This window comes from Paenibacillus sp. AN1007 (assembly GCF_040702995.1).
Taxonomy (GTDB): Bacteria; Bacillota; Bacilli; order Paenibacillales; family Paenibacillaceae; genus Paenibacillus.
The window spans coordinates 3,812,601-3,826,120 of record NZ_CP159992.1; the positions used below are offsets into that span (position 1 = coordinate 3,812,601).

The 13,520-nt window shown below is 48.4% G+C and carries 13 protein-coding genes; 2 read left to right on the forward strand and 11 right to left on the reverse strand.

What is annotated here, in order from left to right; all coding sequences use genetic code 11:
* Nucleotides 1–100: 100 nt before the first annotated feature.
* The 9 genes from ABXS70_RS16900 to ABXS70_RS16940 all read right to left on the reverse strand — a co-directional run bounded on the left by ABXS70_RS16900 (nucleotide 101) and on the right by ABXS70_RS16940 (nucleotide 10,005).
* A complete protein-coding gene (locus ABXS70_RS16900) occupies nucleotides 101–1,945 on the reverse strand; it encodes an ABC transporter ATP-binding protein (protein ID WP_366289350.1) in 1,845 nt (614 codons plus the stop codon).
* Nucleotides 1,942–3,075 (reverse strand): nucleotidyltransferase family protein, encoded by a 1,134-nt coding sequence (locus ABXS70_RS16905; RefSeq protein WP_366296674.1) that lies wholly within the window; start codon nucleotides 3,073–3,075, stop codon nucleotides 1,942–1,944. Before ABXS70_RS16905 ends, ABXS70_RS16900 begins: the two co-directional genes overlap by 4 nt.
* Nucleotides 3,076–3,127: 52 nt before the next feature.
* Nucleotides 3,128–3,610, reverse strand: coding sequence for a lasso peptide biosynthesis B2 protein (locus ABXS70_RS16910; protein WP_342555139.1), 483 nt, complete (start codon nucleotides 3,608–3,610; stop codon nucleotides 3,128–3,130).
* A 4-nt stretch (nucleotides 3,611–3,614) separates the two neighbouring features.
* Nucleotides 3,615–3,914, reverse strand: a complete 300-nt coding sequence (locus ABXS70_RS16915) for a lasso peptide biosynthesis PqqD family chaperone (RefSeq protein WP_342555138.1) — start codon at nucleotides 3,912–3,914, stop codon at nucleotides 3,615–3,617.
* Entirely contained in the window at nucleotides 3,911–4,858 is a 948-nt protein-coding gene (locus ABXS70_RS16920; protein WP_366289354.1) for an aldolase, read from the reverse strand. Before ABXS70_RS16920 ends, ABXS70_RS16915 begins: the two co-directional genes overlap by 4 nt.
* Before the next feature lie 135 nt (nucleotides 4,859–4,993).
* Nucleotides 4,994–5,134: a paeninodin family lasso peptide gene (locus ABXS70_RS16925; protein WP_342555136.1), complete on the reverse strand. Its 141-nt coding sequence runs from the start codon at nucleotides 5,132–5,134 to the stop codon at nucleotides 4,994–4,996.
* Nucleotides 5,135–5,169: 35 nt separating this feature from the next.
* Entirely contained in the window at nucleotides 5,170–7,101 is a 1,932-nt protein-coding gene (locus ABXS70_RS16930; RefSeq protein WP_342555135.1) for an asparagine synthase-related protein, read from the reverse strand.
* Nucleotides 7,098–8,366: a sulfotransferase gene (locus ABXS70_RS16935; protein WP_366289359.1), complete on the reverse strand. Its 1,269-nt coding sequence runs from the start codon at nucleotides 8,364–8,366 to the stop codon at nucleotides 7,098–7,100. The genes ABXS70_RS16930 and ABXS70_RS16935 overlap by 4 nt, the downstream gene beginning before the upstream one ends.
* A gap of 298 nt (nucleotides 8,367–8,664) precedes the next feature.
* The gene (locus tag ABXS70_RS16940) at nucleotides 8,665–10,005 is read right to left on the reverse strand and encodes an MFS transporter (RefSeq protein ID WP_366289362.1); all 1,341 of its coding nucleotides are present in this window, start codon (nucleotides 10,003–10,005) and stop codon (nucleotides 8,665–8,667) included.
* Between the two features lie 256 nt (nucleotides 10,006–10,261).
* Here ABXS70_RS16940 and yhbH point away from each other — a divergent pair, with 256 nt between their 5' ends.
* Nucleotides 10,262–11,428 carry a sporulation protein YhbH gene (yhbH, locus tag ABXS70_RS16945; protein ID WP_342555132.1) on the forward strand — a complete coding sequence of 389 codons (1,167 nt, stop codon included), beginning with the start codon at nucleotides 10,262–10,264 and terminating at the stop codon, nucleotides 11,426–11,428.
* A complete protein-coding gene (locus ABXS70_RS16950; RefSeq protein ID WP_366289366.1) occupies nucleotides 11,425–12,861 on the forward strand; it encodes a SpoVR family protein in 1,437 nt (478 codons plus the stop codon). The genes yhbH and ABXS70_RS16950 overlap by 4 nt, the downstream gene beginning before the upstream one ends.
* 96 nt (nucleotides 12,862–12,957) lie before the next feature.
* On the opposite strand, the gene ABXS70_RS16955 is transcribed toward ABXS70_RS16950, so the two are convergent.
* Together ABXS70_RS16955 and ABXS70_RS16960 are read right to left on the reverse strand one after the other, a co-directional pair.
* Nucleotides 12,958–13,239: a type II toxin-antitoxin system RelE/ParE family toxin gene (locus tag ABXS70_RS16955; RefSeq protein ID WP_342555130.1), complete on the reverse strand. Its 282-nt coding sequence runs from the start codon at nucleotides 13,237–13,239 to the stop codon at nucleotides 12,958–12,960.
* Nucleotides 13,240–13,473 (reverse strand): hypothetical protein, encoded by a 234-nt coding sequence (locus ABXS70_RS16960; protein WP_342555129.1) that lies wholly within the window; start codon nucleotides 13,471–13,473, stop codon nucleotides 13,240–13,242. It abuts the gene before it with no gap.
* Nucleotides 13,474–13,520: the final 47 nt, after the last annotated feature.

Below are 13,520 nucleotides of genomic sequence, written 5' to 3' on the forward strand. Positions count from 1 at the left end.
TGCACAGCAGGATAGAAAAGGCGTCCCTTCGCGGGCACGCCTTTTTGATGCATCTCACTTAAAAATTCGGCAAAACCTGCTTCTTTACTTTTTTAGATCTTCACTGCCCTGCCGCACCAGCCTGCATATTAAGCAGCTTGCTGAACGTACCTGTCGAATCCGTAGAAAGCTGCTGATAGCCGCCCTCTTGAATAACACGTCCTTCTTCCAGAACAATTACACGATCCGCAGTCCGAATGGTCGACAATCGATGGGCAATGACGATAATGGTAACGCGGCCTTTCAATCGTTCAAGTGCTTCGTGAATGTGCTGTTCATTTTCGCTGTCCAGTGCACTTGTCGCCTCATCCAAGACGAGCACCGAAGGATTACGGAGCATAGTCCGGGCCAGCACAAGACGCTGACGTTCACCTCCTGACAGACGTATCCCGCGATCGCCAATAACCGTATCCAGACCTTGAGGCAGCCTGCGAACAAATGCGGCCGAGGAGGAAAATTGCAGTGCCCGCCACATCTGCTCTTCACTTGCATCAGGATCAACCAGACGTAAATTTTCACGAATGCTTGTATGAAACAAAAAAGGGTCCTGAGACACATAACCAATCGAACTCCGCCAGTTCAATAACCGTTCCTCTGTCAAGGGTTCCCCATCAATCAGAATGCGGCCGCTTTCTGGTTTTACTAAGCCCATAATGAGATCAATTAATGTGCTTTTGCCCGCACCGGATTTACCAACGATGGCAGTCATACCTTTAGCGGGAATGGAAGCATGCACACTCGCCAAAGAATAACTGTCACTCCCTTCGTAACGATAAAACACATCTTCACAGATGATTTCATCGTTCAGATCAATGGGAATGATCTGCTGCGCGGGAGCGGAAGATGTGCTTACCTCTCCTGCCTCTCGCTGTGCAGCGGTCTGTTCGCTAATTTCGCGGCTCCCCTCTGTCTGGACCTGCAGCTCTCTCACGATTCGAAACGCCGGAAGCATCGAGCTGATGTACTCCAGATTGGACTGAATAGCAGTAAACCTTGGCCATAATCGTGAAAAAATCAATATTATTAGCAGCAGACTGGCCGGGGGCACCGACATCACCTTTAACGATAGATAGATAAACGCCGCGATAATCATCGCCGCGGATACCCGGTGGATGAGCTGTGTACCCGTGTTAAGCTGGCTAAACTGCACCACGTTCTGCTCAATCTGTCTGCACATACGCTCGAACCAATGGATATGTGAACGTTCCAGCATGTTGCTCTTGATGTCCTTGATTCCGTTAAAATGCTCGGTAATTCCATAATAATAGCTTTGTGAGAATTCTGAAGTCTGATCCCCAATCTGTTTGGCACGTTTAACGAATTTTCTCAGGAGAACAAACAGCAGCAGACCACAGACAAACACAAGCGTCGTAAGCTTCGCGGACAACCAGAAAGCCAGACCAATCTGAACAGCAGTAAAAATCAGTGAAGCTGCCATCTGCAGTACCAGACTTGTTCCCTGACTTACACGGGCCAACTCTGTCGTTAATATATGGTTAAAATCGGATTTTCGTTTTTGGAGGAAAAAGGACCATTGTGCCTTAAGGACAGCACTGTAGGTTTCTATACGCAGCGTTCGTACGAACTGCTGCTGAATACGGGTATTACGGATCGTCTGGAGGCGCTGCATCCACGCCTGCCCGGAGACGATGAGTACAAAGGAGAACAGAACAAATATCAACTGACTACTTTCTGAAAATCGACCGAGTACTTCGGTTAACCAAGGGATGTGTATACCAGAGGACCCCATTTCAAAAACACCAATCAGACTCAGCATAGGAACGAGCATATAGATGCCGATTCCTTCCATTAACCCAATACAGACCATGCCCAGCAGATTCCAATATAGAACTGGCCCAGAGACTTGATGAAGTTTTCGCATAAAATAGTTTAATTCCGAGATCATACTTTTCCCCTCTCTGTCATCGTGCTTCGTTTCAAACGTCGCCAGAACCAGAGAAACGGGCGTAACGGAAAATACAGAAAGAACAGCCGACGCGGAAGAGGGAACTGCTGCACGTCCCAGGTACTTGGATATAAACGTTCAACAAAGAAAAACCATTTCTGTCTCGTACTCCGGAGAGAAAATAAATAGGAGCGGTAATGCTTCAACTGATCCGGACTGTCCAGCATATCATTCATAAACAGCGCACCTTCTCTTGCTAATCGCCGGCCTGCGCGCTCATTCATAGTCTGGATCGATGTGAAAGCATCATCCAGCGGTGTGTGCAGCAGATCTGAAGTCAAGTGCAGTGTTTGCGAACCAATAGATAAACGGCCCTCGGCTTTCAAACGCCGCTCAATCTTTTTCATGTCCAGCGGCATCGTTCGAATCATCTGATCAATGTCCAGCAGCCACCGCAGCCTGAACCAGCCATGCCTCGCTCCATGGGTCACCAGATAAACCCACAAATCTTCTCTTTCGAGCATACGCACAGGTGTCTGGGTATACGAGCTGAACCGGCTTCGTTTCCACAACACCTCAAAATCCGTTTCACGGCCAGAATCGGGATTAAGCCGCCAATGGATCTCCACCTGCGTGCGTTTGTCCGGATGAATATAACAAATATGGTGCTCCCGCCACTTCCAGCTGCGGACCGTAAGTGCCCTCTCGCCTTCTTTACACTGGTAACCAAGATCGATAAGTATACGTTCAGCTGCCTCGACGTCCTGTACGGGAATCAGAATATCCAGATCTTTGGACGTCCGCATCGATACTTCCCCGTATAGGTCATGGGCCAGAGCAGGTCCTTTAAGTGTTATCGTACGGATGCCTCGTTCGCGGAATGCACCACATACTTGCTCCATTTCTGCCGTTAACTGCAGCATACGAAAGGTGTTGATCGTGTACTGCTGTTTCAGGCGTTCCATCACCGCTGCAGGAACAAACGGACTGTTCAGCTTTTTTAATTGGACATAAATGACCGAATACAGCCGATGGTGGTACGCAAGCTTTAGAAATAGCGGCCAATCTATATTATGCAGCCGGCTCTTGATCTCCTCCGAAGTCAGATCTGTCAGATCACCTCTAAGCATGCTCAAGATCAGCTTGAGCTCCTTTGGAAACCGTGTCCCATAAAGTTCAGTTTCATGTGTCATAGACAATCTCTCCAGATCCCTTCTCAGGACATCGTTTGCCAAACACGCCGACAACCGTATACTGGTCCATCGTATCTGCACCGGTTACGATCAGTTTTCCGCTTCGCAGCCAGGCGTGTGCCTTCAGTTGTCCTTGTTTATTCCGTGCAGTGCCCATGTACAATGTACTTGCAATTTTACGTCGTTCCAGCATTTTCATTGCAGCTATAGCCATCACGAGACATTGACTTTCCCATAACGTATACTTACTGGCGATCAATACAGCTTTGGAGATATTCCTTATTTCGAGCACTTGGCTGCGATCCAGCCCGGTCACAGGTGTTTCAACCATAGGCGCTCCAAGCCCTGGAGCAATTTTGGCAAAAGGTCTTGCCTTCTGGATTCGTGCCCAACCCAGCAGCACATAAGCTTCCCACACCAAACGCCTTATCGGACCCGGGAGAGAAAAGTATGACCTCGCTTTATGAAACATCTCGCTACACTCCGCGAGAAATGGCGATTAAACCTTCACGGGAAAGATGCTCCAAAAAAGGCACAACCTGCTCACGGCATTGATCAGGCTGAATATCGTATTCCGCGGCAAGTGTCTCGATCAATTCGTCCAGCGTATGTTCTTCGGCAATCAGTTCCCAGATTCGTCCGCCTGTGCTGCCCAGATTGTAATACTTGCCTGAACTGATGCTCATCATCACCTTTTCGCCGCCCATATCACTAACCAGATTGCCTTCCTTCCGGGTTACCACGTCATTGGCATAAATGGGTGTAACTGCTGTCATATGCTTGTATGCACTCCTTTGCTTATATGATTGATGATCCGCTCCACCATTTCAAATGCCGTAAAATCCGGCCCGGTTCTGCTTAATCTGCTGACTTCTACACTTGCTGAAAGTCTTGAAGACGTTTCAAACAGCCATTGAGCAAGCCCCTGACGTGTCACCAGTCCACCACGAAAAGTATGAGAGCAGAGCACGTGCAGACGTTCAAGACCGCTGATCGCTCTCAGCTGTACAGGTCCCGGTTCAAGATCAGGCTGGGGTACAAGCTCATATATACCCGCCAGCGGCACAGCGCTCTCGTGGAAGTAGTGCTGAACCGGTATGGCATACTTGGTAACTTCAGCATGGACTGTAGCATAATTTTCCTGGTTCATGCCGAAGCCTTCCAGACTGGGCTGCCATAATTTCTGCTGAGGATATCCTGGCGATACAATTGCCCTCCCTCCAGCATCCCATGTTAAAGCCACTACATCATCTGTGAGCAGCGGATACCCGCGTGATGCCAGCGCTGCTGACAGTGTTGATTTTCCTGCTCCAGAATGACCGACAAATGCATAAGCCCACTCATCAATAACAACTGCACTTCCATGCAGTGGAAGTATACCGCGCTGCATCATAATTACGGACATGCATGTCCCCAGGATAAATAATCGAATCTTCTTCTCATCCGCCCCGGGCACTGGAGAGACAGCGATCCTTTGACCGTATTCCATTAAAAACAAACCCGTATCTTCGATTTTGAAAAAAAGACATCCATCCCGTGCCACAAAATTGTCGCTGCCAACATCCCATTTCTCCCATAAATCGGTCAGATCGCAGGCATCGATATTCACATCCACTGTCTGCTGATCCGTCCCTGTATTCGGCACTGCAATCTGCAATTCAGGCATCGGAATCTGACTTAACCAGACCAAACCGTAAGCTTCATAATGCACAGGCAGCAATAAAAAATCCTCCTTCGTTAATAGATATGAAAAAAAGCCCTGATATTCATGTGCTCAATATTAGGGCGGAGGCGGAAAAGCTGGACTGGCTGCAGTTCCGCCCTTTAAGTATGGTGATCCTATGGGAAATTAGAATTAAGACGTTGTTGGATCGTACAAGTCGGCATCATGAACCGTAATCCAGTCGATTTGTCTGTAGCCGGTACCTGCCATTGTTTCATTTACGTCCAACACTTCAAGTACGGGTGCTTGCCATTCCTTTTTTTCGTTTTGCATCGTATTCACCTCCTTTCAAGTGGATAAGATAGAGATCAAAATTGCTGCATAAAGCGGTATACAATCAGGCTGTGCATCATTAAACGCAAATCTGGATGGGACGCTAATTCAGGTCGTGGGCTTGGAAAATGAGCCAGAGCCGATTGGATACGATCCGTGTTTAATATGCCGGCAACCCGGCTGTCAGAACACAACGTTTGAAGCTCGGAGGTAAACCTCTCCCAGTCGGGCAAGATGCGGTGCAGCCAATCCGCAGGCTGTACTCCCCGTACACGCTGGTTTAGTCTCACTTTATCGGGCAGTTCGGGTGAAGCAGCCCGGCGAATCAGGGATCGGTCTGTCCCCTGCCGTACATACTGCTCAATGGGCACGGAAAGACAAAACCGGATTACTCTTGGATCACTGGTCGGATCACGCTCCCACACCCGGTAACGGAGGGAGCATTTGGTGGCAACAGCCCCATTTTTATTAGCAATAGCCAGATTGTTGAACTTGTCAGCTCGTACTTTAAGCGCATCAGCTTGTGCACTGCTCTGCAGCACAAGGATGGATTTAAGTCGATCAAGCACACCTGTTCTTCGGGCAAACTCTGGATGAATCAACTGCACGCCTGCAGGCTGAGCCGCCCCGTTGCGGTGTGACTTGAACAAATCAGGAAAAGCTTTACGGCCTGTAATTTTGGCGATGCGTGTGAAGGCCATCCCTGTCCGCTCGCTGTACTGCTGCATCTCGCGAAACCAGCGGAAATATCGACCGCTCTTCAGCAAACTGGCGTAGTAATCCAGTGCAGGTCCCCAGGAGATCGTAAAATTACCGCGTGCGCCTGTCAGCAAAATGCCAGCATCCTGCTCACTCGCTTTTTCATAAAAGCCGCGGATCCAGAATGAATTTTCAAAATATTTATATGGCATCTCCATCATATTGAGCCACGTATCTACTTCACTAAGTGGACTGCGTCCTTCGAAATCCAGATAGTTTTCCGAGATGTTACCGACATGATTAATGGTAGATCGAATAAATGGCCGCTCGTCAGCCAGTAATGTTTTCGACGTGTAATCTGTAAAATCCGGAACTGGCACATAACTGTATGCATGAAGCTGTTTACCCTGGCTCCGGAGCGTACCGGAAGCAAAACCGGCAACAGCCCCTGAATCCAGTCCTCCGCTTAAAGCTGCCGCCACCTGTCTGTGGGTCCGCAGCCGCGAACTGACAGCTTGACTGAACACTTCACGAAAAGCTTCTACATAGTCATCATCCGATTTGAGGCGAAGTGGTTCAACATCGTCCCAGTGATGATACTGCTTCAGTTCAATCTTCCCGTCTCGTAACGTCAACGTGTGCGCAGAGGGAAGCTGCTGGACGCCGCGATATACCGTAGAATGAATATCTGCCGAATCATGCATGTCAGGAATGGCCAGAAATTCGGATAACCAGGTTTCGTCGAGTGATTTCTGTACACCTCCAAGCTCAAGCAGTGGTTTCATCAGCGTACAGAAGGCAAACCGCATACCGTCATGACGATAATAAAATGCTCTCATACCTGTAATATCTCTCGCGGCAAACAGCATGCGGCGGCGTTCATCCCAGATTGTGAACACAAAATCCCCGAGTAAGTGCCTCGCCACGTCTTCTCCCCAGTGCTGATATGCACGTAAAATCACTTGACTGTCCGCCAGCACAGCCAGCTCTGCTCTTGAAATCTGGAGCTGGTCGGCCAGCTGCTCCCGGTTGTCCAGAATTGCATCGGCCGTAATAATCATTCGACTTTCTTCATCATATAGAGGTAATTTCTCGTTTACGGACTCTGGCGTAATCCACTGGGCATGACAGCTGAGAAACGCTTCATCCCCTTTCCATACTCCCGTTGTATCTGCCGGGATATGTCCTAGACTGGCGTATAACCGCCAGCTGTCCTCCCATAGCGCCTGCTGACCATCCATATGTACGATTCCGGCTATGGCACTCATGACTTTCCTCCCCGAACCATTCTGCGCTGGGATGCCCATGCGCTGATTTGACGACCAAATGGTATCCATGATTTGATTCGCTGCAGTTTACTATGGGCAGAAGCAAGCTGCTTCTTCAGACGTTCCCGTTCCGTATATCCGCGTTCCAGCCTCTGATCCGCTGCTCGAAGAGCTGCCTGCAGCTGTCTAATCGTGACCATGGCTTCCAGTGCCGGATCACGCTTGGCAGGTTCATCCTGCTCACTGCCGTTCTGCATCGGAGACGGATGCTGCCCATTGTTCTTCCATGCCTTCATTTGGTAATTTGGCTGCCACCGACATCCGGACGCCACCGACAGCTGCTGCTCAAGCCGATGTAACACTTCCTGATCGGGATTATCTTCCACCCGAACTCCTGTCCATTGTTCAGCTTCCCGCAGCTGTTCACTGTAACCCATCCGGTGGAACAGGTTTGCTCCCAGCACACGGCAGTACATTTCAACCTCCTGCCGATCAAGTATTTCTTTCCAGTTGTTAACAGAATTCTGATGAGCTTCCTGATGTGATGAGAGGAAAGGGTCCCCCACACCCATACTGTAAAACATGTCCGCTTTCGTACTATCAACAAATTGCCCATACTGTTCCATTCCCTGTTCATACGAGATGTCCAGAAAAGCACATAACTTTTCAAGTTCTTCCCGTGGTCTCATGACCAAGTGCTCATACTTCAATTCGTAAGCAAAGGAATGAGGCTCGGCAAAGTAATCATTTAAACGAGTTAAACCAAGGGTCAGATCGACTGCCTTCATATCAAGCTTCGGACTATTTAAACTCTGGAGCAGATCAAAGCTTTCTCCGGTATGGCGGTTCACTTTTTTAAAGGATGCGGCTGTCGAAAGGGGGTTACGCTGAAGATGGATGCGCCTGGACTGTGGAAACAAACGATCCAGCCATTCCAGCATGTAATAATAACGCGGAGATTTATCAACGATGAAGTCTGCTCCGCTCCCTTCCAGGAATCCATTATATATTTCAAGAGCAAAGCTTCTGCATGCCTTTTCGAAAACATCTTCGGACACCATCGCTTGATAAAATTGGCGGATGATGGAGCTGCCGCCATATACCCGGGAGTCTGCCTTGGATAAATCGACAAGGTTCATCAGAAACCACATCTCCTGGGTGGCAAATATGCGGCTGTGATTCTGCAGCATGACGGTGGACAACGAACTTCCGCTGCGCGGGATGCATAGTAAAAAGACAAGTCCATTTCCCTGCGTATCTATCAATGGCAGCCTCTCCTCTGTATATTTATAAGAATATGCTGTGGGATGGGATCGACCGAATGATCATTACCTTACAATTGACAGGAATTTTCGACACTCTAAGATACACTATGTATTCATACCTTTACTCTATGATACAAAATGTATCATGTCAATCTTTTATTTTCACCTTTTCATAATTTCTTTATGTTCCCTTGTCCTGATTATGGAGCAGGACAAAAAAAGCCCCAGACCTCTGTTCTGCTGTGAACTAGGTCTGGAAGCTGGGGCAAAAACGATACGGATCAATACACTACACTACTCACCCGGTAAAAGGAACTCCGTCCCCTTTTCCCTTCATACTTCTGCCTTGAATGCGTTCCCGTTCTTCCTGGTCAGCTAACTGTGCATCCTGCATCCCACGCTGCACCTTCACTGTCAGCAGCATCGCAATGCCCGCCGCGAAAAAGAAGATCAATGACAGAATGCCCCAGCGAGTCGAGCCCGTGATCTGCCCAACGTAACCAAATACAAATGGACCAAAGATGGAAGCAAATTTACCCGTAATGTTAACAAATCCAAAATACTCTCCCGTTCTGCCTGCAGGCATCAGATTACTGAACAACGAGCGCGACGTTGATTGGCTTATTCCCTGCACAACCCCCACAAGTCCGGCGAGCAGATAAAAATGAACAGCTTGAGTCATAAAGTAACCCAAAATAACAATACAGATATAGATGCTTAAACTGACCAATAGTACCTGCTTCGCTCCCCATCGCTGCGCCCATGCCCCCAGAAGCAGCGTACAAGGAAAACCGATAAATTGGGTCAGCAGCAGCGCCAGCATCAAATCAGTGGTGCCAATGCCAATGCTTGCCCCATAAATGGTTGCCATCAAAATAATCGTGTTGATCCCGTCATTAAAAAACCAGAACGCGATCAGCATGCGAAGCAGCTGCGGAAAACGCCGGATCTGCCCGAAGGTTTGCTGCAGTCTGCGTAAGCCAACCTTAGCATAATCGGTCCAGGATGCAGGCAGATCAGCCGATGCTGGCCGTCTCGGGGCATGGCGGAAGATGGGGAGAGAAAAAAGCAGCCACCACAGCGAAACGGAGATGAATGCCAGTCTCGTACCTGCAAGTGTACTCGGCATGCCAAACCAGCCCGGCTGCTGAATCATCAACAGATTGATTGCAAGCAGCAGTCCTCCGCCGATATAACCATAGGCATAACCTTTGGAGGACACCATATCTCTCCGCTCCGCAGGAACCAGATCGGGCAGCATTGCATCATAGAACGTATTTCCGCCAGCAAATCCAATCGTGGACAACACAAGCAGGATAGATGCAAGCAGCCAGTCTCCTTCACCAATGACACTGAATCCGAGTGTCGCCATAATTCCAACGATCGCAAATACACGTAGAAAGTCCCCTTTTCGTCCCGACAAATCAGCCAGTGTGCCGAGCAGCGGAGTTAACAGCGCCACACATAACATGCCAATCGAATGCGTATAAGCAAGGTAAGAGGCTGCGGTGTCCTTATCCACTGTTGCGGCAGCAACAGAAGCATAGAATACAGGCAGCACTGCTGCCAGTACGGTTGTTGCATAAGCCGAATTGGCCCAGTCATACATAATCCAGGCTTTTACTGCACGTTTATCCACATGTAATCCGTCCTTTACACGCATCAGGTGAGATGCTCAGAATCAGTCCATTTTCTCTATTGTAAAGGAAAGAACTCACATTAGATCATGATTTTTGTAAATTTTCGGCATATGCCTCTTCTCAGCCTATGGTTAGGCCAATCGAGTGGAATTCATTCATTTTAGTTGAGATCGCATCACATATCGTCCCCGCCCGTGAATATACTTAATTACCGACAGGCCAAACTGTGCCGCGTAATCAATGGGGGGTGCCTACATGTCAAATTCACACCAGCCTTACTCGTTCGTCGTATCCCGGGAAGATTGGTCGCTTCACCGCAAAGGGTACCAGGACCAGCAGCGCCATCAGCAAAAGGTGAAAGATGTCATTAAGCAGAATCTGCCTGATCTGATTACCGAAGAAAATATTATCATGTCCGATGGACAACAAATCATTAAGGTACCGATCCGCAGTCTGGATGAGTACCGTTTTGTGTATAACTACCAGAAACAAAAACATGTCGGTCAAGGAGACGGAGACAGCCAGGTAGGTGATGTTATTGGCCGCGATCCTGCTTCACAGAAGCCGGGCAAGGGTGAAAAAGCCGGTGATCAGCCGGGTCACGATATTGTAGAAGCCGAGATCAGCATCGAGGAATTGGAAGATATTTTGTTTGCCGAGCTTGAATTACCGGACTTGAAACAAAAAGATAAGGATCTGATCGAGACACATACGGTGGTCTTCAACGATATTCGCAAAAAAGGCATGCAGTCCAACATTGACAAGAAACGTACGATTTTGGAGAACCTTCGCCGCAATGCAACAACGGGTAATCCCGGCATACACCATATCAGTCCGGATGATCTCCGTTACAAGACGTGGGAAGATAAGATTATTCCCCAGTCCAATGCTGTCATTATTGCCATGATGGATACGTCAGGATCGATGGGCTCTTTTGAAAAATACTGTGCGCGAAGCTTTTTTTTCTGGATGACCCGTTTCCTGCGCCGCCAGTATGAGAAGGTCGAAATTGTGTTCCTCGCCCATCATACGGAAGCCAAAGAAGTCACGGAAGAGGAATTTTTCACTCGCGGCGAGAGCGGCGGCACGATCTGCTCCTCTGTATATATGAAGGCACTGGATATTATTGATCGCCGCTATCCGCCTTCCAGCTACAACATCTACCCATTTCATTTCTCGGATGGGGATAACCTGACATCGGATAATGAGCGCTGCGTGAAGCTGATCGGCGAATTAATGAAACGCAGCAATATGTTTGGGTACGGTGAAGTGAACCAGTACAACCGCAGCAGCACGCTTATGTCCGCCTATCGCCACATTAAGATGGATCAGTTTATGTATTACGTCATCAAGGAAAAAGGTGAAGTCTACAAAGCACTGCGCAGCTTTTTTCAAAAAAGAGAAGGAGGCAGCCTGGGATGACCGATGAAATCCGCGAACTGGAATATGCCATTGCTGAAATTATGGAGATTGCCGATGGATTCGGCCTCGACTATTACCCGATGCGCTACGAGATCTGCCCGTCGGATATCATTTACACCTTTGGTGCGTACGGCATGCCCACAAGGTTCAGTCACTGGAGTTTCGGCAAAACCTTTCACAAGATGAAAATGCAGTATGATTTCGGTCTGAGTAAAATTTATGAACTCGTCATCAACTCCAATCCCTGTTACGCCTTCCTGCTGGACGGCAACTCTCTGATCCAAAACAAATTAATCGTCGCCCACGTGCTGGCCCACTGCGATTTTTTCAAAAATAACGCTCGCTTCTCCAAATCCAACCGCAACATGGTGGAAAGCATGGCTGCTACGGCGGACCGGATCAGCAACTATGAGATGGAGTATGGCACAGAGGCGGTCGAATCGTTTATTGATGCCGTGATCGCCATTCAGGAGCATGTAGACCCGCAGCTGATCAAACCCCGCCATCTGGATAAACAGCGTTATATGGAGATGAAAATCCGTGAGCAGCGCGGCGAAAAACCACCCAAACCGGAAGGTCAATATGACGATCTCTGGTCTCTCGACAATCTGCAGACCGAGGAGAAACCCGCGGACAGCGTGCAGGTGCATCATTTCCCACCCGAGCCGGAAAAAGACATTATGTGGTTTATTCAGGAGTTCTCCGAGGTGCTCACCGACTGGCAGCGGGATATTATGAGTATGATGCGGGAAGAGATGCTCTATTTCTGGCCGCAGATGGAAACCAAGATCATGAACGAAGGCTGGGCCTCCTACTGGCACCAGCGTATTATACGCGAATTGGACCTGAGCAGTGAGGATACGATCGAGTTTGCCAAGCTGAATTCTTCCGTTGTACAGCCGTCCAAACAGAGTCTGAATCCGTACTATCTGGGGCTAAAAATTTTCGAGGACATCGAACACCGCTGGGATCATCCGACACGAGAAGAGCAGGAACGATGGGGACGTCAGCCCGGACAGGGCCGCGCCAAAATGTTCGAGGTCCGCGAGTTCGACTCGGATACCTCCTTCATCCGCAACTACATGACCAAAAAGTTAACCGAGGACCTCGACCTCTATGTGTTCGAGAAAAAAGGGCCGGACTGGAAAATCACCGATAAGTCCTGGGAAAACATCCGCGATCAGCTTGTATTCTCCCGCATTAACGGCGGTTCTCCGTATCTGGTCGTACAGGACGCAGACTATCTGCGCACCGGAGAACTCGTGTTGAAGCACCAGTATGAAGGCATCGAGCTGGATCTGAAATATATGGAGCGCACGCTTCCGTATCTGTACCGCCTATGGGGACGTACGGTGCATGTCGAGACCCGTGTGGAGGATAAACCGATCTGGTTCACGTACGACGGCAAGAAACATCATCGCAAGTTTTTATAGACACAAGCAGTCATACTTTTATAATCAAAAAGAGGCAAGTTCCAGATACTACTCAGGAACTTGCCTCTTGGCCGTTTATACATGATTTTCCGAAGACTAGAATCTATATTTGCGATTCATCGCACCATGCTTAAAAGACGTAATTACATAGCGTTCACCGCTTTCCATTACTTTGTAAGACACAACGTAACGATCCACGATACAATAATATGTATTGTGGTACTCACGGGATGGCATTAATGTACCCATGGTAACCACCTTTTGTTCCACTCTACGAATCAAATTAACCTTATACTCCATCGTTTCTTGATCTGTAAAATGTTCACTCTTGATCTGACGAAGTCGGTTCATCGCCGTTGCGGTCCATTGAACCATCAATTACAGCTCACCACGCTTCACCAGTTCAATCAGGTCATCTGTTGAATACAGCTTGCCTTGCTCGATGTCTTTCTCGGATGCTTCAATCATTTGTCTTATTTCCGGATCAAAATCCAACTCATCCACCGGGTTATACACTTCATATTCCAGGCCTGCAATACGAATAAATTCCTTATGATCTTTCTTATAGGATTCAATGACGGTGCCATCAGGAGCTTTCAGACTAAAGTTCATTCCTTGCAACCTCCTTTGATGAAATTACAACATCTTCTCGCGAAATA

Bases quoted from the DNA above. Each gene is read 5' to 3' on its own strand.
- ABXS70_RS16900 (WP_366289350.1), bottom strand. From the start codon at position 1,945: ATGATCTCGGAATTAAACTATTTTATGCGAAAACTTCATCAAGTCTCT.
- ABXS70_RS16905 (WP_366296674.1), bottom strand. From the start codon at position 3,075: ATGCTTAGAGGTGATCTGACAGATCTGACTTCGGAGGAGATCAAGAGC.
- ABXS70_RS16910 (WP_342555139.1), bottom strand. From the start codon at position 3,610: ATGTTTCATAAAGCGAGGTCATACTTTTCTCTCCCGGGTCCGATAAGG.
- ABXS70_RS16915 (WP_342555138.1), bottom strand. From the start codon at position 3,914: ATGACAGCAGTTACACCCATTTATGCCAATGACGTGGTAACCCGGAAG.
- ABXS70_RS16925 (WP_342555136.1), bottom strand. From the start codon at position 5,134: ATGCAAAACGAAAAAAAGGAATGGCAAGCACCCGTACTTGAAGTGTTG.
- ABXS70_RS16930 (WP_342555135.1), bottom strand. From the start codon at position 7,101: ATGAGTGCCATAGCCGGAATCGTACATATGGATGGTCAGCAGGCGCTA.
- yhbH (WP_342555132.1), top strand. From the start codon at position 10,262: ATGTCAAATTCACACCAGCCTTACTCGTTCGTCGTATCCCGGGAAGAT.
- ABXS70_RS16950 (WP_366289366.1), top strand. From the start codon at position 11,425: ATGACCGATGAAATCCGCGAACTGGAATATGCCATTGCTGAAATTATG.
- ABXS70_RS16960 (WP_342555129.1), bottom strand. From the start codon at position 13,473: ATGAACTTTAGTCTGAAAGCTCCTGATGGCACCGTCATTGAATCCTAT.